Source organism: Gordonia sp. NPDC003376 (assembly GCF_053589235.1).
The window spans coordinates 158,811-179,594 of the sequence record NZ_JBSFRM010000009.1 but is presented as its reverse complement, the minus strand read 5'-3'; the positions used below and the strand labels follow the sequence as shown (position 1 = coordinate 179,594).

Sequence of the window (20,784 nt, the reverse complement as noted above, 5' to 3'; positions counted from 1 at the left end):
CAGAGGTTTCGACACGACTCGTCGCTACGCTCCTCCTCAGCTCAACCACCAACAGCCTCTTGACGATTGAGCCGGGACCGAGCGAAGCGAGGACCCGAGTCGAAATCCCCGCACCCTACGTCGGATCCGTGACCACCACCACAGTGGTCGCGTTGACGAGATCGGCCGACAGAGGTTTCGACACGACTCGTCGCTACGCTCCTCCTCAGCTCAACCACCAACAGCCTCTTGACGATTGAGCCGGGACCGAGCGAAGCGAGGACCCCCAAACGGTGATTGAGCCGGGACCGAGCGAAGCGAGGACCCGAGTCGAAATCCCCGCAACCAACCTCCGATCGCAGCCACCTCACAACCTCGGCCGACAGAGGTTTCGACACGCCTCGTCGCTCCGCTCCTCATCGGCTCAACCACCGCAAAACGCTGCGGCGGGCGGAACTCAGACCAGCAGCTCGGCGATCTGGATCGTGTTGAGCGCAGCACCCTTACGCAGGTTGTCGCCGGAGACGAACAACGCGAGGCCACGACCGTCGGGGGCACCCGGATCCTGGCGGATACGGCCGACCAACGAGTTGTCCCTACCTGCCGCGGCGAGCGGGGTGGGCACGTCGACGACCTCCACACCGGCTGCGCCGGAGAGGATCTCGCGGGCACGCTCGGGGGAGATCGGACGATCGAACTCGGCATTGATCGACAGCGAGTGACCGGTGAACACCGGCACGCGCACGCAGGTACCGCTCACCAGGAGGTCGGGCAGACCGAGGATCTTGCGGGATTCGTTGCGCAGCTTCTGGTCCTCGTCGGTCTCCCCGGAGCCGTCGTCGACCAGGGCACCGGCCAGCGCGATCACGTCGAAGGCGATCGGCGCCACATACTTGTTCGGGGCCGGGAAGGTCACCGCGGAACCGTCGTAGACCAGCTTCTCGACGTCGTCGATCACCGCACGCGCCTGCGACGCGAGCTCCTCGACGCCGGCCAGACCACTGCCCGACACCGCCTGGTACGACGACACGATCAGTCGGGTGAGCCCGGCCTCGTCGTGCAGCGGCTTGAGTACCGGCATCGCAGCCATGGTGGTGCAGTTCGGGTTGGCGATGATGCCCTTCGGCGGGGTCTTTGCCAGTTCACCGTTGACCTCGCTGACCACCAGCGGGACATCGGGGTCCTTGCGCCAGGCCGACGAGTTGTCGATCACGGTGACGCCGGCGGCGGCGAACCGCGGAGCCTGCTCCCGCGACATGGTGGCACCGGCCGAGAACAGCGCGATGTCGAGGCCGGACGGATCGGCGGTCGAGGCGTCCTCGACCACGATCTCGCCGTCTCCCCACGGCAGCTTCTTGCCCGCCGACCGTGACGACGCGAAGAACCGCACCGAGCCGGCGGGGAACTCGCGTTCTGCGAGCAGGGTCCGCATGACGCCGCCGACCTGGCCGGTGGCGCCGACCACTCCGATGTTGACCATTGCTACCGTCCTGTTCCTGCGTAGACGACCGCTTCCTCGTCGCCACCGAGCTCGAAGGCCTCGTGGAGGGCGCGGACCGCGTCGTCGAGTTCGGTGTCCCGGCACAGCACCGAGATCCGGATCTCCGAGGTGGAGATCAGCTCGATGTTGATACCGGCCTTGCTCAGCGCCTCACAGAAGGTGGCGGTGACGCCGGGATGGCTCTTCATGCCCGCACCCACCAGCGACACCTTGCCGATGTGGTCGTCGTAGAGCAGCTCGGTGAAGCCGATCTCGCCCTGCAGCTTGGTGAGCTTCTCGACGCCCACCGGGCCGAGCTCGCGCGGCAGGGTGAAGGTGATGTCGGTCTTGCCGGTCTCCACCTTCGAGATGTTCTGCAGCACCATGTCGATGTTGATCTCGGCGTCGGCCACCGCGCGGAAGACCTTCGCCGCCGACCCCGGCTTGTCGTCGAGGCCGACGACGGTGATCTTCGCCTCGCTGCGGTCGTGTGCGACACCGGTGAGAATCGCTTCTTCCACGGGAATGTCCTCCATCGAGCCGGTCACCATGGTGCCGGGTTTGGTCGAGTACGACGAGCGCACGTGAACGGGAACGTTGTATCGACGGGCGTATTCCACGCACCGCAGCATCAGGACCTTGGCGCCGCAGGCGGCCATCTCGAGCATCTCCTCGAAGGAGACGGTGTCGAGGCGGCGGGCGTCGTGCACGATCCGGGGGTCGGCGGTGTAGACGCCGTCGACGTCGGTGTAGATCTCGCACACGTCGGCCTCGAGGGCGGCGGCGAGCGCGACGGCGGTGGTGTCCGAACCGCCACGGCCCAGCGTGGTGACGTCCTTGGTGTCCTGCGAGACACCCTGGAAGCCGGCGACCAGCACGATCTTGCCCTCGTCGAGCGCGGTCCGGACACGGCCCGGGGTGACGTCGATGATCTTGGCCTTGCCGTGGCTGCTGGTGGTGATCACGCCGGCCTGCGAGCCGGTGAACGATTGTGCCTGCGCACCGAGCGAGCTGATCGCCATCGCGACCAACGCGTTGGAGATGCGCTCACCCGAGGTCAGCAGCATGTCCATCTCGCGGGCCGGCGGCGCCGGGTTGACCTGCTGGGCGAGGTCGAGCAGTTCGTCGGTGGTGTCGCCCATCGCCGACACCACGACGACGACGTCGTTGCCCTGCTTCTTGGTCTCGACGATCCGCTCGGCGACCCGGCGGATCCGTTCGGCCGAGGCGACCGAGGACCCGCCATACTTTTGCACCACGAGTGCCACGTCGGGTGACCTCCTGCAGATTGTCGTTACGTCGGATGCGATGTTTGCGCCGACAACCTTACCGGCGTGGCGCCGGTGATTCGCGCCCCGTCCGTCCGCACCGGCCACACCACGTATCCGACGGGCGCTGCCCTACCATCGCAGACGTGTCCACCACCCGCACGGCCGGCGACGTTCACCCCCGCCCCGACGCCGCGCCGGCCGACGACCCGGCCCGACGCCGGACGACGCCCGACTGGCGATCGTGGGTGGCCCCGATCGCCATCTACCTGCTGGTTCGCAGCGTGGGCATCCTGACACTGATCCGGTTCGACTCACTGCGGGGCAGGTCCCTGCGCGAATCGCTGTCGGCGTGGGACGGCGAGTGGATGCTCGCCATCGCCGAGCACGGATACGCCGGGGTTCCGTTCGATCTCACCGATGCCCGCGGGATCCACACCGCCGACACCGCGCTGGCCTTCTTCCCCGGCTACCCGTATCTGGTGCGCGCAGTGGCGTCGCTACCGCTGATCAGTCCGTATGGCGCGGCCGTCGGGCTCAACGTGGTCCTCGGATGCGTCGCCGCAGTGGGTGTGGCGCGGCTCGGCGAGCTGTGTGTGCGGGCGATGCGCGGTCGGTCACCGATCGTCCCCGACACCGGCGAGGGCACCGGCACCCCCGGACGGACCCACCTCGATCCGTCCCGGGTGGGGTTGTTCCTGGTGGCACTGTTCGCGGCCACACCGATGTCGGTGGTGCTCAACATGGCCTACACCGAGGCCTTGTTCTGCACGCTGAGCGTGTGGGCGCTGGTCGGCGTGCTGCAACGGCGGTGGTTGCTCGCCGGGATCTGCGCAGCCCTGGTGGGCACCGTCCGGCCGACCGCGGTCGTCGTGATCGGCGTGGTGATGCTGGCGGTGTTGCTCGACCGATTCGGTCCGGGTGGTGAGCGTCGGCGTGCCGACGACGGGTCGACCCGGCAGTCGGTGGTGCCGTGGGTCGCGTTCGTGATCAGTCCGCTCGGGTACGTCGGCTACCTGGGCTATGTGTGGACGCAGACCGGGTCGCCGACGGGATGGTTCGCCATCCAGACGCAGGGCTGGGACACCCGGTTCGACGGTGGGGTGGCCGCGTTCGACTTCGTCAACGACATGCTGGTGAACTCGGAGGGCCTGGTTCCGGTGGCGGTGTCGTGGATCATCGTGGTCACGCTGGTGCTGATCGCCGTCGCCGTCTGGGCACGGCTGCCGTGGCCGGTGCTGGTCTACGGCATCCTCGTGGTCGCGTCGATCGTCCTGGCCAGCGGTCTGATGATGAGCCGCCCCCGGCTGCTGCTTCCGGCCTTCGTGTTGTTGGTGCCCGCGGCGATCGGCCTGGCACGGTGCCGACCGCGTGCCGGGATCGCGCTGATGATCCCGATCGTGATCGGTAGCGCCTGGTTCGGGGCGTACATGCTGACGGTGTACCCGCACGCGATGTGACGCCGACGATCGGCGGAGTCCCCCACGGTGGTCTCACCCGGACACGGTGATCACCCGGCAAGGGTGAGGTGCGCGGCCACGATCGGCGCCATGCTGAACGGACACTCCGTTCGCCGTCGCTCGAAGGGACCCACCCATGACCACGAATCCTCCTCCCGAGAAGTCCGATTCGGTCGGACAGGGCATCGCCGGTGTCACGACGATCGCGGCGGCCACGCTGCTCCTCGTCGCCGGTCTGCTCGGCCTCCTCCAGGGCATCTCTGCCGTCGCGAAGGACGATCTGATCGTCGTCGGGCCGCAGTACGTCTACAACCTGGATGTCACATCGTGGGGCTGGATCCACATCGTGGTCGGGATCATCGCCATCCTCGTGGCGATCGGCATGTACACCGGGGCGACGTGGGCACGCGTCATCGCGATCATCATCGCGTCGCTGTCGCTGATCCTGAACTTCCTGTGGCTCCCCTACTATCCCTGGTGGTCGATCATCATCATCGCCGTCGACATCATCGTGATCTGGGCGGTCGCGACCTGGCGCACCGCACCCTGACCCGTGAACAGCCCGACCCCGCATCACCGGAACCCATGACCGCATCAGCAAAGCCGGCCTCCGACACGGTCGTCGCCCGCCAGCACGCGGTTCGTGCCGCTCTCCCCTTTGCCGACACCGCCGACTTCGACGACGCCACACGCGGATTCATCGCCCGACCACACCCGGCGGAGGTGACCGCCGCCGACGGGACCGTCGTCTGGGACAACTCCACCTACGACTTCCTCGCGGGCGACGCCCCGGACACCGTGAACCCGAGTCTGTGGCGGCAGTCCCGGCTCGTCGCGACCGACGGATTGTTCGAGGTGGTTCCCGGCATCTATCAGGTGCGCGGTCTCGACCTGTCGAACACGTCGTTCATCGAGGGCGACATCGGTGTGGTGGTGATCGACACCTTGCTGTCGGAGGAGACCGGGCGGGCGGCACTCGAGTTGTATCGCGCCCACCGGGGAGACCGCCCGGTCAGCGCGATCGTCTACACCCACTCCCACGTCGACCACTTCGGCGGGGTCCGGGGTTTCGTGTCCCCGGAACAGGTCGCCTCCGGCGAGGTGAAGATCTTTGCGCCGGAAGGTTTTCTGGAGCACGCCATCTCGGAGAACGTGTACGCGGGAACGGCCATGGCCAGGCGGGCCGGCTATATGTACGGGGCGGCCCTCGCCCGGGGCCCCCGGGGACAGGTCGGCGCCGGGCTCGGGCAGACCGTGTCGACCGGCACCATCACCCTGATCGCCCCCACCGACATCGTCGGCACCACGGGGCAGGAGGCGACGGTCGACGGTGTGCGCATGGTGTTCCAGATGGCCCCCGACACCGAGGCACCTGCCGAGATGCTCATCCATCTCCCCGGATTCAAGGCGCTCTGCGCGGCCGAGGACGCGACCCACACCTTCCACAACCTGCTGACCCTGCGGGGTGCGGTGGTGCGGGATCCGCACGGCTGGTCCCAGTACCTGACGGAGACGATCGAGATGTTCGGCACCGACGTCGAGGTGGTCTTCGCATCGCATCACTGGCCGACGTGGGGCAATCAGCGGGTCGTGGATTTCCTTGCCACCCAGCGTGATCTGTATGCCTATGTACACGATCAGACCCTGCGGATGTTGAACCAGGGTCTGACCGGTCCGGAGATCGCCGAGCAGATCGAGCTGCCACCGGCGCTGGCGAACTCGTGGTCGGCGCGCGGCTACTACGGGTCGGTCAGCCACAACGTGAAGGCGGTCTATCAGCGGTATCTCGGCTGGTTCGACGGCAACCCGGCATCGTTGTGGGAGCACACGCCGGTCGAGCAGTCGAAGCGATACGTCGACTTCATGGGCGGAGCCGACGCCGTGGTCGACAAGGCCCGGAAGTCGTTCGCCGACGGCGACTTCCGATGGGTGGCCCAGGTCGTCAACCATGTGGTCTTCGCCGACCCGGCGCATGCCGGCGCCCGCGAGTTGCTGGCCGACACCTACGAACAACTCGGTTACGGGTCGGAGAACGGCACCTGGCGTAACTTCTATCTGTCGGGCGCCACCGAGTTGCGTCATGGCTCGTTCGGGACCCCCACCAAGACGACCTCCACCGACATCGTCGGACAGCTGACTCCTTCGATGTTCTTCGACGCCCTCGCGATCCGCATCAACGGGCCGGCCGCCTGGGACGAGTTGCTCTCGGTCGACGTGCACATCACCGGTACCGACGACACGTATCGGCTCCGGCTGGCCAACGGCGTGCTCACCCACACCGCCCACCCACAGCGGACACCGGCCGACGTGAGCGTGAGCGCCACCGCGGCAACGCTGCCGCTGCTCGCGGTCGGGATGTCGGCCGGGCAACTCGCCGACGCCGGGATCGAGATCACCGGCGACGTCGGGATACTCACCCGGCTGGCGGCATTGCTGGAACCCGGGGACCCGGATTTCGCCATCGTCACACCGACATAGCAGCCACACCGACATAGCAGCCACACCGACATAGCAGCCACACCGGCATGGCGGCGGTGAGCCGACGCGCACGGGCGTGCCCTGCCCGAGGGACGTCACCGACGCCCGGTAGCCGCCGCCTCGAATCCCGCACACAGGTACGCCACGCCGGAATCGAGGGACGCGCGTGGATCGAGTAGTCGCGCCGACGCCGGGTCGCCGGCGAGAGCCGCGACATGCGGCAGGTTCTCGAGTCCGGTGGTGATGCGTCCGGAGATGATGTCGGCGAGCCCGCCGGGGTCGTCGCCCACCGACTCCGGCCGCATCAGCCGGTCGCTCACCGCGCTGAGCGCCACACCGTTGATGTGGGACCACACGGTGAGCACCATGTCGACGGCGCTGACCGCGTCGACACCGAGTTCCAGAAAACCCTCGGCCAGCCAGTTCATCCCGTCGAGCGCCTCGGCACCGAACCCGTAGCGAGGCACCGAGTACGCCAGCAGCACCCACGGATGCCGCTGGTACAGCGCCCAGTCGATGTCGGCGGCGATCGCCACGCGGTCACGCCAGCCGGCCGATGCGGACTCCCGGACCGGGTACGGGAATCGGCGGCCGACCTCGGTGACCATCGCCTGCAGCAGGGCGTCCTTGTCGTCGACATGGCGGTACAGCGACATCGCGCCGACGCCGAGCTGGTCGGCGAGCCGCCGCATCGACACCGCATCCAGTCCGTCACGGTCGGCCACGTCGATCGCGGTGTCGACGATCACCGCCGTGGTCAGCTTGGTCGGCTGTGGGGCCACCGGCGGTCAACTCCTCGTTCACCTGGGAATATTTCAGTTGCGTACAGCGTACCCACTTCCGTATCGTGATGACGCGTACGTCGTACGCAGCATCCACCCACGAGACGATTCGGAGTCGACCCATGTCCACCACCTGCCCGCCCACCGACCAGCGCCACCGGGATCCCTCGGCCGCCGGTCGACGCGCCTGGTGGGGACTCGCGGTCCTGACGCTGCCGGTGCTGCTGGTGTCGATGGACTTCTCGGTGCTCTACCTCGCGATCCCGTCGATCACCGTCGCGCTCGACCCGAGCGCCGCCGAGCAGCTGTGGATCCTCGACATCTACGGCTTCCTGATCGCCGGTCTGCTGATCACGATGGGCAATGTCGGCGACCGGATCGGCCGTCGACGCATCCTGCTCGCCGGAGCCGCGGTGTTCGGCATCGCCTCGGTGATCGCCGCATTCGCGCCGTCCGCCGAGGTCCTCATCGCCGCGCGGGCGCTGATGGGGATCGGCGGTGCCACGCTGATGCCGTCGAGCCTCTCGCTGATCGCCAACATGTTCACCGCCAAGCGTGACCGAGCCCGTGCGATCGGCGTGTGGACCGCGGCCTTCGCCGGCGGGTCGGCCATCGGGCCGGTCGTCGGAGGTATTCTGCTGCACCACTTCTGGTGGGGCGCGGTGTTCCTGATCAACGTCCCGGTGCTCGCCGTGCTGTTCGTGCTCGGCCCGCGGGTGGTGCCGGAGTACCGGGCCGACGGACCACACGCGCCGTTCGACGTGACCGGTGTCGTCCTGTCGATGCTGGCGATCCTGCCGATCATGTACGCCATCAAGACCGTGGCGTCGGAGGGGTTCTCCGCCGTGATCGCGATCAGCGCCACGATCGGGGTGCTCGCCCTGGTCGGGTTCATCCTGCACCAGCGTGCCGCCCGTGCCCCGTTGCTCGACCTGTCGCTGTTCGGTTCGGGGCGGTTCGTCATGGCCATCCTCGTGGCGCTGCTGGGCATGATGACGCTCGGCGGCACGTCGTACCTGACCGGTGTGTACCTGCAGTCGGTTCTCGGCCACGACGTCCTGGTGGCCGCGTTCGCGGGTCTGCCGATGGCCATCACGGTCGCGGTGTTCTCCATCGGGACCGGCCGCGTGGTGGCACGGTTCGGTGAGCGTGCCGCGTTGTCCGGGGCCGTCGCCCTGTCGGCGATCGGTCTGACCGGCCTGCTGTTCCTGACCACCGACAGCCCGCTGTGGATCTACATCGTGTCGACCGCGGTCGCCGGTGTCGGCTTCGCGGTGCAGTTCAGTCTGGTGTCCGAGATCGTCGTCGGCTCGGTTCCGCCCGAGCGGTCGGGTGCGGCATCGGGTATCTCCGAGACCAGCTTCGAGTTGGGGACCGCATCCGGGCTCGCGGTGCTCGGATCGATCGCCACCCTGGTGTTCCACGCCTCCGGTGCCGGCCTGGGCTTCGGCGACACGCTCGGCGAGACGCTCCAGACGGCGTCGGGGCTGGGAGCCGACGGGGTGGCGCTGGCCGACGCCGCGCGCGAGGCCTACGTCGACGGCCTGCACGCCGCGATGGCGCTCGCGGTGATCGCACTCGGCGTGCTGAGTGTCGTCATCGCCGTCGTGATGCGTGACCGCCCGGTGGTCGCGCAGGTCGTCGAGACCGGTCGCGTCGAAGCCCGTTGACAGCCCTCACAGCAGCCGGAGTGATCGGGCCCGCGTGACGGCCTCGCGGCGGCCGGTGACACCGAGCTTCTGGTACACCGCCCGCTGGTGGGTCTTCACGGTGTTCACCGAGATGTAGAGGGCACCGGCGATCTCGGCGATCGTCATCGAGCCCACCAGATGGTGGAGGATCTCCATCTCTCTGGCGCTGAGCGGCACGAATCGGCGGTCGTCCACCGTCCGGCCCTCCTCCGGCGGCATCCGCTGCAGGAGGTCGAGTGCGAAGTCGACCTGCGGGCTCCCCAGCTCGATCTGCTCGGCCAGCAGCACACGGATGTGTACGGCCCGTTCGAGGAACGGCCGGCGAAGGCGCATCGGGGCGGCCGCGGCCAGGGCGCGCTCGATGGACTCCACCCGGATCTGTTGGTCGACAGAGGGATTCGATGCCATCGCCAGAGCATGGTCGACGAGTTCGCGAATGGAGGGGTGATCGGGCAATGCCGGCGACCGGACGTGCACTCGACGTCCCGATCCGGAGCCGAGTTGTGCGGCGACCACCGAGTGCAGGGCATCGGCCTCGCGCCGCAGTGCAGCCGGGATCACGTCGGCCCCGGGGGCGGCCAGCGCGTCGTGCATCGCCGCCGCGGCGTCGTAGGCGGCGCCGCGGCGCAGGAGCACCCGAACGCGCATCAACGCCAGCACGAACACGGTGTGGGGTTCGATCGCGGCGGTGGCCGCGACCCGCACCCACTCGTCCGCGGCGTCGAGATCATCACGGTCGAGGGCCACCCCGACGAGCGCCAGGTACGCCGACGCCGCATGTGCCGCGGCCGGTATCCCGGCTTCGGTGAACCCCGCGATCGCCTCGACGGCCCCGTCCTCGGCCGACGCCAGCTCCCCACAGCGCCACTGCAGATAGGCCAGGTGTGCCCGGGCGTTGAGAACCGGCAGACCGATCGGCGACCCGGTGGTCACGGTGGCGGCCTCGACCAGATGCGACCGCGCCTGATCGATGTCGCCGGTCCACAGCTCACTGCTTCCGGTGTTGCTCATCACGAGGACACCGATGACCGGCCAGTCGGCGAGACCCGCCGCGGCGAGCACCGCCGGATCGGTGGTGATCCGGCGGCAGCCCACCAGCATGGCCTCCACATCGCCCGTCCAGCGTCGGTATCCGATCTCGATCAAGTCGAGCAGGAGCTCGTATCCCGGTCTGCTGCCCCCACAGGAGTCCAGCCGCGACCGTGCTGCCACCACGAACTCCTCGATCTCGCCGGTGAGCCCCGCCATCGCGCGGACCGCGGCCGCACCGATCGCCAGCCCCGGTCGGGCCAACACCTCCCCGAGCGTGATGTCATCGAGAATTCGCTTGAGCTCGAACGGATTCCGGCAGATGGTCCACGTGACCACATGGCGGCCCACCAGCTGCGCGGCCGCATCCCAGTCGTGGGCGGAGATCGCGTGTCCGAGCGCGACGAGCGGCCGGCCCTGATCGGCGTACCACCGTGCGGCACGCCGATGGAGTTCGAGGAGTTCGCGCTGGTCGTGGATTCGGCTTCGCAGGAAGTCCAACAGGAGCGGGTGCAGCCGGAACCACCCGGGCTGCTCCCCGAGTTCGTGGACGAACGCATGCTCACGGGCCAACTGGACGAGCATGTCCTCGCCGTCGGCCCCGGCCCCGAGCGCCATCGCGAGTTCGGGGCACACCACGTCGACGACGCTGACCCGGATCAGCAACTCGCGCCGGGCCTCCGGCATGCCCTGATAGACCTCCTTGAGCAGGTAGTCGGCGATGTACCCGGTGCGACCGGTGATCCCGTCCACGAAACCCTCCGGGTCATCGGAGTTCGCCGCACCCAACGCGGCGAGACGGATTCCGGCGGCCCATCCTTGGGTGCGATCCACCAACGCGCTCGCGACCTCGGACCCGAGTGTGAGATCGAGGGATTCGAAGAGGGCCATCGTCGAGCCGATGTCGAAGCGGAACAGGTCGGTGCGGATCTCGTCGATCCGTACGTCCAATCGCATCCGATGCATCGGCCACGGCGGATCGTGCCGGGTCACACACACGATGTGCAGGCCGATCGGCGCCGCCGCGATCAGATGTTGCAGCTGATCGTGCGCGTCGGCCCCGGTCACACCGTGGAGATCGTCGAGCACCAGGATCACCGGACCCACCTGCCGCTCGATCCAGTCGGCCAGCCGTCCGGGCACCTCGGCGGGAGCCCGATCGGCCAGGACCGCGGCCGACGACAGTTCCTCGACATCGCCCGCCATCCGCACGAAGCCGCCGATCACCGCCGCCCACAATCCGGATGCCGACCCCCCGACCGCCCCGAGGTTCGCCCACGCGACCTTGTCCACCCGCCGGGAGTCCAGCCAGGATGCGACCGCGAGCGACTTGCCGTATCCCGCGGGCGCGCAGACCACGAACACCTCCGCGCGCAGTATCCCGTCGAGCCGGTCCACCACGTCGGCGCGTGGCACGATGTTGCGGACCACCGGACCGGTGAACGCACTCGAATTGCACACAGAATCGGCGTCGGATGCCATCGCTCACCCGTCTGTCGAGAATTCCCTCACAGCTGTCCGGGCCACACCCGGGGATGCTCGCCATTCTGCTCCCCGAATCCCCTCCACGGGAGGACGTGTCCGAATTCTCCGGCAGCGGTGTCGCCATCCGCGATCGCGGTGTCCCCCACCCGGACGACGACGGTGTCCGATTCGTTCTCACCCTGTTTGCGTGACGCGTTCGGAGGATTCATCGGCCACACTGGATTTCGATCTACACGGGAATCAAGAGGTGAGTCCGATTACCGAGGTCTATCAATTCCGCATCGAAGGTGAATTGAGTGCCGAGCTGCTCGACACCTTTCAACCGGTGTGGGTCGATCAGGATGCGGGCGACACCCTGTTCTGCTGCGCCGTCGACGACACATCCCAGATGTTCGGAATCCTGGCGCGCTGCGAGACCCTCGGGCTCCGAGTGACCGAGTTCCACCTCGTCACCCACGGATACCCCGAATTGTGACGATGCCGGCTGCGGCACGGGTCAGTCGGATGTCGGCGGTTCCGTCTCGCCGACCGACGTTTCGACCTTCTCCGTGACCTCGTCCCCGGCCGGCGTGGAGTGGACCGACTCGGATTCAGCGGGGATGGGTTCGGCCGATTCAGCCGTCGGGAACCCTTGCACCGACCGTCCGATCACCTCGACCACTGCGAGAACGAGGGCCACCAGAACGGCCACGAGGAGGACGACCAGCGCCGACGGCGACGTCCAGAACACCACGGTGAGCGCACCCACCACGACGACCAGCACCTGCAGCACCCGCCGGTTGTCGGATACCCACCGTGCCCACGCATCCGGCACATGCCCGCCTCCACGGCGAACCAGTGCGTCCAGTGCGCGACCACCCCCGGCACGCAGTCGCCGGGCCGCGCTCGACCCGCCTGCCACGAATCCCACCACGGCCAGCACCAGACCCACTGCGGCCACCGCCCGGAGCGCGAACCGCAACGGCCCCAGCACCGCGTCGAGTACCACTCGTGCGGCGGCCCCCGATCCCACCGACGGTGGTATCTGGTCGATCAGGACCGTGCGGGTGATCAGCAGGGCGATCGCGAGGATCAGCATCGCGACCATGACGGCCGCCCCGATGGCCGCCGTGGTCGACCAGCGGCGTCCACGACCGGCGAGGGCCACCGCCGCCGCCGCACACCCGATGGCGATCCACGGCAACACCCATGCCGCGGTGTTCAGGATGCGGGTTGCTCGCTGGGCCTTCGCGAGCCCGGACGAGTGCACGAGCACCAGCTGACGGCCGGTCGACGTCGGTATGTGTTGGGCCAACGACAGTCCCTGGTCGAGCAACCGGGTACGCACCGCGACGAGGATGGGATCCAGGGAGATGGCCACTTCTCCGTTCGGCCCGATCTCGACCGCCTCGCGCCGGGCCTGTCCGGTCAGCAGGGCGACGAGCGCCTCATGGGCCCGCCGATTGGTGTTCGACCAGGCCGCGGCGAACCGGTCGGAGGCCACGAACTTCTCGACCGAGGACCGGATGAAATCCTGCATCCGGCTCGCGATCGCGGGCGCTGCCGCGGTGGCCACACTCGCCAGCCGCGGCCGTTCCCCCGGGGTGAGTTGTGCCAACTCGTCGAGCATCGAGTTGGTGATGTCCTGGTAGTCGACGTGGCTGTCGATCTCGTCGATCACCGCCTCCGACACCGCATGCTGCACTGCGGGGTCGGTCGCCAACGGTCCCACGACGGACACGTAGGTGTCCGAGTCCAGGAGCACCGCACGCACGTATCCGGCCGTCACCGATCCGATGGACAGTACGGCGGTGAGCGTGACGAGCACCACCACCATGATCCTGCGTGCGGTCATCGACCACCTCCGAGGGCCGGACTCCTGCAGGCCATGATCCGCGCCGCGCAGCAGGCCGTGCAACCGAACTCACCCACAATGGGCGATGGGCGCCGGCGGCGACGGCCCGCCGTGTGGCGGCGACCCCGGTGCCGCCGGGAAACCCCGGTGACCGGCGACGACGTATCCTCGACCCTGTGCACGAACTGATCGAGAAGCGCTGGAGCGCTCGTGGCTACGACCCCCATGCGGAGGTCCCCGTCGCAACCGTGACCGACATCCTCGAGGCCGGGCGGTGGGCACCCACCTGGGGCCGGTTGCAGCCGATCCGGTTCGTGGTGGGCCTGCGTGGCGACGACACCTTCGAGCGACTGGTGGCCGTTCTCCATCGCGGCAACAAGAGTTGGGCACCTGCTGCCGCAGCGTTGATCCTGCTGTGCACCACCGACGACGCCGACGATCTCAAACCCCACGACTACGGCGGGGTCGACCTCGGTTTCGCCGCGGCACAGATGAGCCTCGAGACCGTCGCGCAGGGCCTGGTGCCGCATCCGATGGCCGGCTTCGACGCCGTCGCCGCGCGCGAGGCGTTCGACATCCCGGATGACAAACGGCCCATGCTGATCCTGGCGGTCGGCGTGCTCGCCGACGACCCGTCCACGCTGGCCGACGAGATCCGCGAGCGTGACGAGATGCCCCGTGAGCGGCTTCCCCTGAACCAGATCGCCTTCTCCGGCGAGTGGGGCCGGCCGTTCGCCGACGCCGACTGATCGACTCGCCGTGGGTGTGTCAGGGTCGAAACCGCCTGTCGGACTTCTAGGTCCGGTCACCGTCGACGTGGACGGCAATCCTGCGCCGATCACGTCGGGGCGGGCCCGGACCCTGCTGGTGGCGCTCGCGCTGGCGCACCCCCATCCGGTCGGAGCGGCACGGCTGGCCGAGTCGGTCTGGCCGGAGCATGCGCCGCAGAATCCCTCGGGGGCACTGCAGACCCAGGTGTCGCGGTTGCGACGGATACTCGGCCCCGACAGCATCGCCGGGTCGGCCGCCGGATACCGCCTGACCACCGACTTCCCGGTTTCCGATCTCGCGGTGGCCGAGGAGTTCCTGCGAACCGACGCCTCTGCCGACACCTCCGGGGCGGCGCGGCTGCGGACGTGGTGGCGAGGGGAACCCGGCACCGACCTGCCCGCAGGCGAGATCCGTGACGAGCTGACCGAGCGTGCCGATCGGGCGGCGCATGCGTTACGCGAACGTGACTGGCATGGTCGGCTGACCCGTGAACCCGGCCAGGTGGCGGCCGAGATCGCCGAATTACGTTCTGCCGCATCACTTGACGAGCACTTGGCCGCCTTGCACATGAGGGCTCTGCTGCAGGCCGGCGATCCCAATGCCGCACTGGCCGTGCACGCCGGGCTGGCGACGGGCCTGGCCGAGGCACTGGGCGCCGATCCCGGGCCGGAGGTGGCGGCGGCACACAGTGCGGCACTGGCATATTCGCCGTTGCCGCACACCCCGGCACCGCCGGCCGACGCCTATGTCGGGGGCACGTCGGCGCTCGACGATCTCGCCGACGCCCTCACCGCGTCGGCGGTGGTGACGGTGACCGGACCGGGCGGGATCGGCAAGACCCGTCTGGTGACCGAATACATTGCCGCACATCGGCCGACGAATGTGTTCGTGGACCTGTCGACCGCGAGGCAGGCCGACGACACACTGGCCGCGGTGGCCGTGGCGCTCGGCCGGGGCGCGGTGCCGGACCGCAGCGTGTCACTGCGACCACAACCACACACCGCCGGGGCGGCGGTGGCCCAGCTCGCCCCGCCCGACACCATCGTCGTCCTCGACACCTGCGAGCACCTGCCCGGTGCGGTCGCCGACATCATCACCGAGATCCGTGCGCGCCGTTCGGATATCCGGGTGATCGCCACCAGTCGCACCCCACTCGACCTGCCCGGCGAACACCTGGTGACGCCGGCCCCGCTGTCCGGTCCGGCCGCCGCGGAGCTGCTGACCCGACGCGCCCGCCGGGTCCGTGGTGACGTCCATCTCGAACCGGGCCTGGTCACCGAATTGTGCACCCGGCTCGACGGCTCCCCGCTCGCCCTGGAACTGGCCGCCGCCCAGCTGCGGTACCTGTCCCTGGCCGACATCGTCGGCCGGCTCGACGCACGATTCGGCCTGCTCGCGGTACCCGGCGAGGGCCGCCACCACGCCCTGTCCGATGTGATCGCGGCGAGCTGGGAACTGCTCGATGACCGGGGACGCCGCGCACTGACCGTCCTCTCCGTTTTTCCCGGCGACGTCCGAATCCAGGATGTGCTCACCTTCGACGGCGTCACCGTCGAGGGGCTGGCCCAGATCTGCGATCACAGCCTGGCCTCGGTGATCGAGGGCGACGACGGGCTCACCCGATACCGGCTCACCGAGACCGTCCGGGATTTCACCCGCACCCGCACCGGCCGGGAGCGGACTACACTCGATGGCGAATTCGTCTGTTGGGCGGTCGATCTCCTCGAATCACTCGGCACCGGTCTCCTGGCCGGCGAGGTCGTCGGCGTCGTCGCACGCCTCGACGAGAGTTCCGACGCACTCCTTGCCGCACTGCACTCGGCGGCAGACGGGCACGGGCCGCGGGGTTCGGTGGCCCGACTCCTGCCGGTCATCACCTGGCGGGTGATCCGGACCGGTGGTTACCCGGACGCCGAACGCCTCGCCCTCGTCGCGATCGACGACGCGGTCGGCAGCGAGTGCTGCGTCGGAATTGCCTGCGCCACAGCTTATCTCATTCTCCTGATCCAGCCCCGGGCGGCGGCGCGCGCCCGTGCCCGTCTCCGGCACCTCGCCGCCGGTGCGACGCTGCCGCCGGTGATCGCCCTGATCGTGCACCTGCTGACCGCATCCCCTGCGGACTTCACCCGGATCGTCACGCGCGCCACACGATCGCGGGACCCGTTGGTGGTGGCGGTGGCCGAGATCATCCGCTCGGACTCGGCCGAGTTCCTCGCCGCGCCAACCCTGTCGAAGCGGGCGGCGCTGCGTGCCCTCGTGGCCGCCGAACGCACCCGGCACCCGTGGCTGATCACCACGAGCCGGCATCGCCTCGGCCGCGGGCATTCCCTGCTCGGCGACCATGCCGGCGCGGCGGTGCACCTCGGTCGTGCCGCCGCGGACTTCGCCGCCCTCGGTCTGGCCGAGGACGCCTGCCAGGTGCGGGTACATCAGGCCCTGGCCGTGCTCCGGTCCGATCCGGATCTGGCGGGTGAACTCCTCGACTCCTGCCTGCGGGAGGCCGGCGACTCCGGCCGCGCCTACGTCGCGACCGCCCACATGGCCCGCGCCCAGCTCCGGGCCGCCGTGGATCCATCCGGGGCGCGTCGCGCCGCCGATACCGCGATCGCCGTGATCGGCCCACCACACGACGGGCATTCGGCCTACCTGCACGGGGTGCGCGCCGCGATCCTGTACGTCACCGGCGCCGGCACCGAGGCACGTCTCGCCGCGGAGGGGCTGCGCGTCGCGTTGGGGTGGCTCGCGATGATGCCCACACCCAATCTCCCCGCCCTCGGTGCGGCCGCGGCGGCGATCGGCATGGTCACCGGTCTCGACGCCGACGACCCGCTGCTCGTCGCGGCCCGTGGCGCGCGCTATCGGCGTGACTTCCCGGTCGTCGACGCCGGGCGGGGGCCGTCGTCGCATCGCGCCGCACTGCTGTCACTTCTGCGCTGACCACCGCGACCTGCGTGAAAGCGAGATGAAAGTCTTCCGGTGCACGCTTCTCGCATCCCGGGAACCCTGGTGGGTTCCCCGCCGACACGGAGGTATGCAGTGCTCCCCGACATCGCGATCCGCGCCGAACACCTGCGCAAGACGTTCGGCGACGTCGTCGCCGTCGACGACGTCAGTCTGACCGTCCCCACCGGAACGGTGCTCGGTGTGCTCGGGCCCAACGGCGCGGGCAAGACCACCACCGTCCGGATGCTGGCGACGCTGATCCGTCCCGACTCCGGGTCGGCGACGGTCTTCGGCCGGGACATCGTCTCCGACGCCACCGCCGTCCGCTCCCTGATCTCTCTCACCGGGCAGTACGCCTCGGTGGACGAGGACCTCACCGCATCGGAGAACCTCGAGCTGTTCGCGCGGCTGCTCGGGTACCGCGGTCGCGCCGCCAAGAAGCGCGCCACCGAGCTGATCGAGCAGTTCGATCTCACCGCCGCGGCCAATCGTCCGGTGTCGGGGTTCTCGGGCGGCATGCGACGCCGCGTCGACCTCGCCGCGTCGATGATCCGCAAGCCGGCGCTGTTGTTCCTCGACGAACCGACCACCGGTCTCGACCCCACCACCCGCCAGCAGGTGTGGAGCGCGGTGCGCGAGCTCGTCGCCGAGGGCAGCACGGTCTTGCTCACCACCCAGTACCTCGAAGAGGCCGACCAGCTCTCGGATTCGCTGGTCGTCATCGACTCCGGTCGGGTGGTGGCCTCGGGTGACGCCGACACCCTCAAGGATCGTGTCGGTCAGCGATCCCTGGAGATCGCCCTGTTCGACGCGGAGCGGCTCGCCGACGCGACCGACGCCCTGCGCCGGGTCCTCGACGGTCCGATCACCACCACACCGGAGAACGGTCGGCTGCTCGCCGCGATCTCCGACCCGACGCTGTCGGCGCGCGCGGTGGTGGCACTCGAGGAGGTGGGTATCGCGGTCGCCGAGATCGCGGTCCGCCGGCCCAGTCTCGACGACGTCTTCTTCTCCATCACCGCCGGCGGCTCCCCCGATGCGGTGAACCCCGATTCGAACGACCCGGGCTCCACGTATCCCACCCCTGCCGACTCCGAGGAGGACGCCGCGTGACCGCCGTCGCCGACACCTCGCCCGCCACCACCGCCGCGACCTTCGCCCCGACCATCGAGCGGATCGGGCTCGGGCAGGCGGTTTCCGACACCATCACCATGACCCGCCGCGGGCTGCTCCGGATGAAGCACACCCCGCAGCAGTTGTTCGACGTGATCGTGGTGCCGATCGTCTTCACCGTCATGTTCGCCAACATCTTCGGCGGTGCGATCGCCGGCGGTGTCGGTGCCTATCTGCCGCAACTGGTTCCGGGGGTGCTGGTCGCGGTCGCGATCAACAGTTCGGTGGTCACCGGCGTGCAGCTCCGCGAGGACATGGACCGGGGTGTGTTCGACCGGTTCGTGTCGCTACCGATCGCGCGGATCGCACCATTGGCCGGGTCGCTGATCGCCGACATCGTGCGGTATGCGATCGCCGCGGTGATGTCACTGGGTGTCGGCATGGTGATGGGCTACCGTCCGCAGAGTGTGCTCGGCACCATCCTCGGCGTGCTGCTGACCATGTTCGCGGCGTTCGCGATCAGCTGGATCTTCGCCCTCATGGGTGTCCTGCTCTCCAAGGCCTCTGCGGTGCAAGGTGTCTCGATGCTGATCCTGATGCCGCTGACCTTCACGTCGAATGTCTTCGTGCCGGTCCAGACGATGCCCGACTGGATCGCCTCCGTGGCCGACATCAACCCCGTCTCACATCTGGTGTCGTCGCTGCGGTCGCTGGCCAACGACGGCCAGATCACCGCACACGTGGGCTGGACGCTGCTCGGCGCCTTCGCGATCATCGCCGTGTTCGCGCCGATCGCGGTGCGCGCATACCTCCGTCGGGCCTGATCTCCCGAGACACCAGGCACCCCATCACTTTTCGGAAGGACTGGCATCGTGGCCGACCAGACCGACGCTCCCGTCACCGCGCACGCACCGGCGCGCCCCGAACGACTGACCCCCGACGACGACCTGTTCGTCCGGATGGAGCAGGCGCTCGACCTTCCGGTGGTCAACCAGGTGGTGTGGCGACTACCCGGTGAGTTCGGCCGTGCGGATTTCGATCGTCTGGCGCGCGGCCTGTCGGTCAGCCGGCTGGCCCGTCTGGTCCGGCGCAGCCCACTCCCGGTGCGCGACCGGTGGTTCCACACCGAATCCGCCGGTGTGGCGCGCTACGGCGACGACCCGATCCCGGCGTCGTCGATCCTCGACTGGGCGCGCGAGCAGGCCGGCGCGGGCTTCGACGTGGTCGCCGGCCCGTCGTGGCGGATCTCGGCAGTGCGCTCCGCCGACACCGACGAGACCTTCGTCGCGTGGACGGGTTCTCATGTGATCGGCGACGGCGGGGCGATACTCGGCGGGATCGCCGAGGTGGTCGACGGTGTGGCGTTCGACACCACCAACGCCTCCACCAGCATCGTCGACACCCTCATCGAGTTGACCACCTCGATCGGCGGGTCGCTGAAAGCCGCTGGTCGCCTGATCCGTGCCCGTCCACAGCCGATCGTCCGTCCAGAGCCCCGACCGGTACCCGCGGTGGACGAGTCGGCGTGGACCGGAGTCAGCCCGACCGCGGTGGTGACCATCGACGGCGAGGCCTACGACGCCGCGGCGGCCACCGCGGGCGGCACCATGACCACGCTGTTCGCCGCGATCGTGATCGGGGTACTCGAGGCCACCGGTCGCGTGGTGGAGGGTGACGTGGTCCCGCTGAGTCTGCCGATGTCCACCCGTACCCCGGGCGACCGGCGCGCGAACGCGACGACCGGTGTCACGGCACGCATTGCGGTGGACGCCGGTCGTTACCACGACCTGTCACCGCTGCGCACCGCCACCAAGGCGGCATACGGCGAGTTGTCGGCGGGACCCGGTCAGCTCTCGTTGCTCGGCCGGATCGCACAACCGCTCGGTGACGGTCTGGTACGTCGGCTGGCCGCCGATTCCCGTGCGCCCCTGTGCCTCGCATCGACGCTCGGCACCCTCGATCCCACCTTCGCCGGCCTGGGGACCGGCACCCCCGGTTCGGTTGCGCTCCGGTCGGTCACCGTGGGGACAACGGCAGAGACCTTGCGCCGCATGCAGGGTGGGATCAGCGCCTGGCTGGGCCGCAGCGCCGGTGCGATCACCTTGTGCATGACATCCCTGGACCCCGATCGGGTGGCCGACGACGCCGCCCTGACGGATCTGATCACCAAGGAACTCGATCGGTGGGGGCTGTCCGCGAAGTCGTGGTGAGGACCCGTTGGGACCGAGCGCCCAGGGACGATCGAGCCGGAACCGGGCCTTCCCCCTGATGGTCGAGCCGGAACCGGGCCTTCCCCCTGATGGTCGAGCCGGAACCGAGCCGCTCCCTCTGATGGTCGAGCCGGGACCGAGCCGCTCCCTCTGATGGTCGAGCCGGGACCGAGCCCCCAGGGCGAGGACCCGAGTCGAGACCCCACGACACGACAATGTCGGCAACCACCTCCGAGGTGGTCACCACCCGAACCCGGCTCA

At 69.0% G+C, this 20,784-nt stretch carries 16 protein-coding genes; 10 read left to right on the top strand and 6 right to left on the bottom strand.

Features of this window, described 5'->3' with window-relative positions; translation table 11 throughout:
- Positions 1 to 436 precede the first annotated feature (436 nt).
- On the bottom strand, positions 437 to 1,459 hold the full coding sequence (locus ACWDUA_RS12020) for an aspartate-semialdehyde dehydrogenase (RefSeq protein WP_449751231.1): 1,023 nt from the start codon (positions 1,457 to 1,459) through the stop codon (positions 437 to 439).
- 2 nt (positions 1,460 to 1,461) lie between these two features.
- Positions 1,462 to 2,727 carry an aspartate kinase gene (locus ACWDUA_RS12015; protein WP_449751230.1) on the bottom strand — a complete coding sequence of 422 codons (1,266 nt, stop codon included), beginning with the start codon at positions 2,725 to 2,727 and terminating at the stop codon, positions 1,462 to 1,464.
- A 146-nt stretch (positions 2,728 to 2,873) separates the two neighbouring features.
- Here ACWDUA_RS12015 and ACWDUA_RS12010 point away from each other — a divergent pair, with 146 nt between their 5' ends.
- The 3 genes from ACWDUA_RS12010 to ACWDUA_RS12000 all read left to right on the top strand — a co-directional run bounded on the left by ACWDUA_RS12010 (position 2,874) and on the right by ACWDUA_RS12000 (position 6,665).
- Positions 2,874 to 4,187, top strand: a complete 1,314-nt coding sequence (locus ACWDUA_RS12010; RefSeq protein WP_449751229.1) for a hypothetical protein — start codon at positions 2,874 to 2,876, stop codon at positions 4,185 to 4,187.
- A gap of 136 nt (positions 4,188 to 4,323) precedes the next feature.
- Positions 4,324 to 4,737 carry a DUF7144 family membrane protein gene (locus ACWDUA_RS12005; RefSeq protein ID WP_449751228.1) on the top strand — a complete coding sequence of 138 codons (414 nt, stop codon included), beginning with the start codon at positions 4,324 to 4,326 and terminating at the stop codon, positions 4,735 to 4,737.
- 35 nt (positions 4,738 to 4,772) lie between these two features.
- Positions 4,773 to 6,665 carry an alkyl/aryl-sulfatase gene (locus ACWDUA_RS12000; RefSeq protein WP_449751227.1) on the top strand — a complete coding sequence of 631 codons (1,893 nt, stop codon included), beginning with the start codon at positions 4,773 to 4,775 and terminating at the stop codon, positions 6,663 to 6,665.
- A 95-nt stretch (positions 6,666 to 6,760) separates the two neighbouring features.
- Here the strand turns inward: ACWDUA_RS12000 and ACWDUA_RS11995 are convergent, their stop codons facing one another.
- Positions 6,761 to 7,447 (bottom strand): TetR/AcrR family transcriptional regulator, encoded by a 687-nt coding sequence (locus tag ACWDUA_RS11995; protein WP_449751226.1) that lies wholly within the window; start codon positions 7,445 to 7,447, stop codon positions 6,761 to 6,763.
- 122 nt (positions 7,448 to 7,569) lie between these two features.
- Between ACWDUA_RS11995 and ACWDUA_RS11990 the strand changes: the two genes are divergently transcribed.
- Entirely contained in the window at positions 7,570 to 9,117 is a 1,548-nt protein-coding gene (locus tag ACWDUA_RS11990; RefSeq protein WP_449751225.1) for an MFS transporter, read from the top strand.
- A 6-nt stretch (positions 9,118 to 9,123) separates the two neighbouring features.
- Here ACWDUA_RS11990 and ACWDUA_RS11985 read toward each other — a convergent pair whose 3' ends face one another.
- Both ACWDUA_RS11985 and ACWDUA_RS11980 read right to left on the bottom strand, forming a co-directional pair.
- The gene (locus tag ACWDUA_RS11985; RefSeq protein WP_449751224.1) at positions 9,124 to 11,649 is read right to left on the bottom strand and encodes a LuxR C-terminal-related transcriptional regulator; all 2,526 of its coding nucleotides are present in this window, start codon (positions 11,647 to 11,649) and stop codon (positions 9,124 to 9,126) included.
- A gap of 26 nt (positions 11,650 to 11,675) precedes the next feature.
- Entirely contained in the window at positions 11,676 to 11,861 is a 186-nt protein-coding gene (locus tag ACWDUA_RS11980) for a hypothetical protein (protein ID WP_449751223.1), read from the bottom strand.
- Between the two features lie 38 nt (positions 11,862 to 11,899).
- On the opposite strand from ACWDUA_RS11980, the gene ACWDUA_RS11975 reads away from it, so the two are divergent.
- Positions 11,900 to 12,127, top strand: coding sequence for a hypothetical protein (locus ACWDUA_RS11975; protein ID WP_449751222.1), 228 nt, complete (start codon positions 11,900 to 11,902; stop codon positions 12,125 to 12,127).
- Positions 12,128 to 12,148: 21 nt separating this feature from the next.
- On the opposite strand, the gene ACWDUA_RS11970 is transcribed toward ACWDUA_RS11975, so the two are convergent.
- Positions 12,149 to 13,486, bottom strand: coding sequence for a hypothetical protein (locus tag ACWDUA_RS11970; protein WP_449751221.1), 1,338 nt, complete (start codon positions 13,484 to 13,486; stop codon positions 12,149 to 12,151).
- Positions 13,487 to 13,662: 176 nt separating this feature from the next.
- Here ACWDUA_RS11970 and ACWDUA_RS11965 point away from each other — a divergent pair, with 176 nt between their 5' ends.
- The 5 genes from ACWDUA_RS11965 (at position 13,663) to ACWDUA_RS11945 (ending at position 20,523) form a co-directional block, all read left to right on the top strand.
- Complete coding sequence (locus ACWDUA_RS11965; protein WP_449751220.1) at positions 13,663 to 14,235, top strand: nitroreductase family protein; 573 nt, start codon at positions 13,663 to 13,665, stop codon at positions 14,233 to 14,235.
- Between the two features lie 67 nt (positions 14,236 to 14,302).
- Positions 14,303 to 17,194 carry a BTAD domain-containing putative transcriptional regulator gene (locus tag ACWDUA_RS11960; protein ID WP_449751219.1) on the top strand — a complete coding sequence of 964 codons (2,892 nt, stop codon included), beginning with the start codon at positions 14,303 to 14,305 and terminating at the stop codon, positions 17,192 to 17,194.
- Positions 17,195 to 17,263: 69 nt separating this feature from the next.
- The gene (locus ACWDUA_RS11955; protein ID WP_449751256.1) at positions 17,264 to 18,313 is read left to right on the top strand and encodes an ATP-binding cassette domain-containing protein; all 1,050 of its coding nucleotides are present in this window, start codon (positions 17,264 to 17,266) and stop codon (positions 18,311 to 18,313) included.
- Positions 18,314 to 18,366: 53 nt separating this feature from the next.
- Positions 18,367 to 19,137, top strand: coding sequence for an ABC transporter permease (locus ACWDUA_RS11950; protein ID WP_449751255.1), 771 nt, complete (start codon positions 18,367 to 18,369; stop codon positions 19,135 to 19,137).
- A 48-nt stretch (positions 19,138 to 19,185) separates the two neighbouring features.
- Positions 19,186 to 20,523: a hypothetical protein gene (locus tag ACWDUA_RS11945; protein ID WP_449751218.1), complete on the top strand. Its 1,338-nt coding sequence runs from the start codon at positions 19,186 to 19,188 to the stop codon at positions 20,521 to 20,523.
- The last annotated feature ends 261 nt before the right edge of the window (positions 20,524 to 20,784 follow it).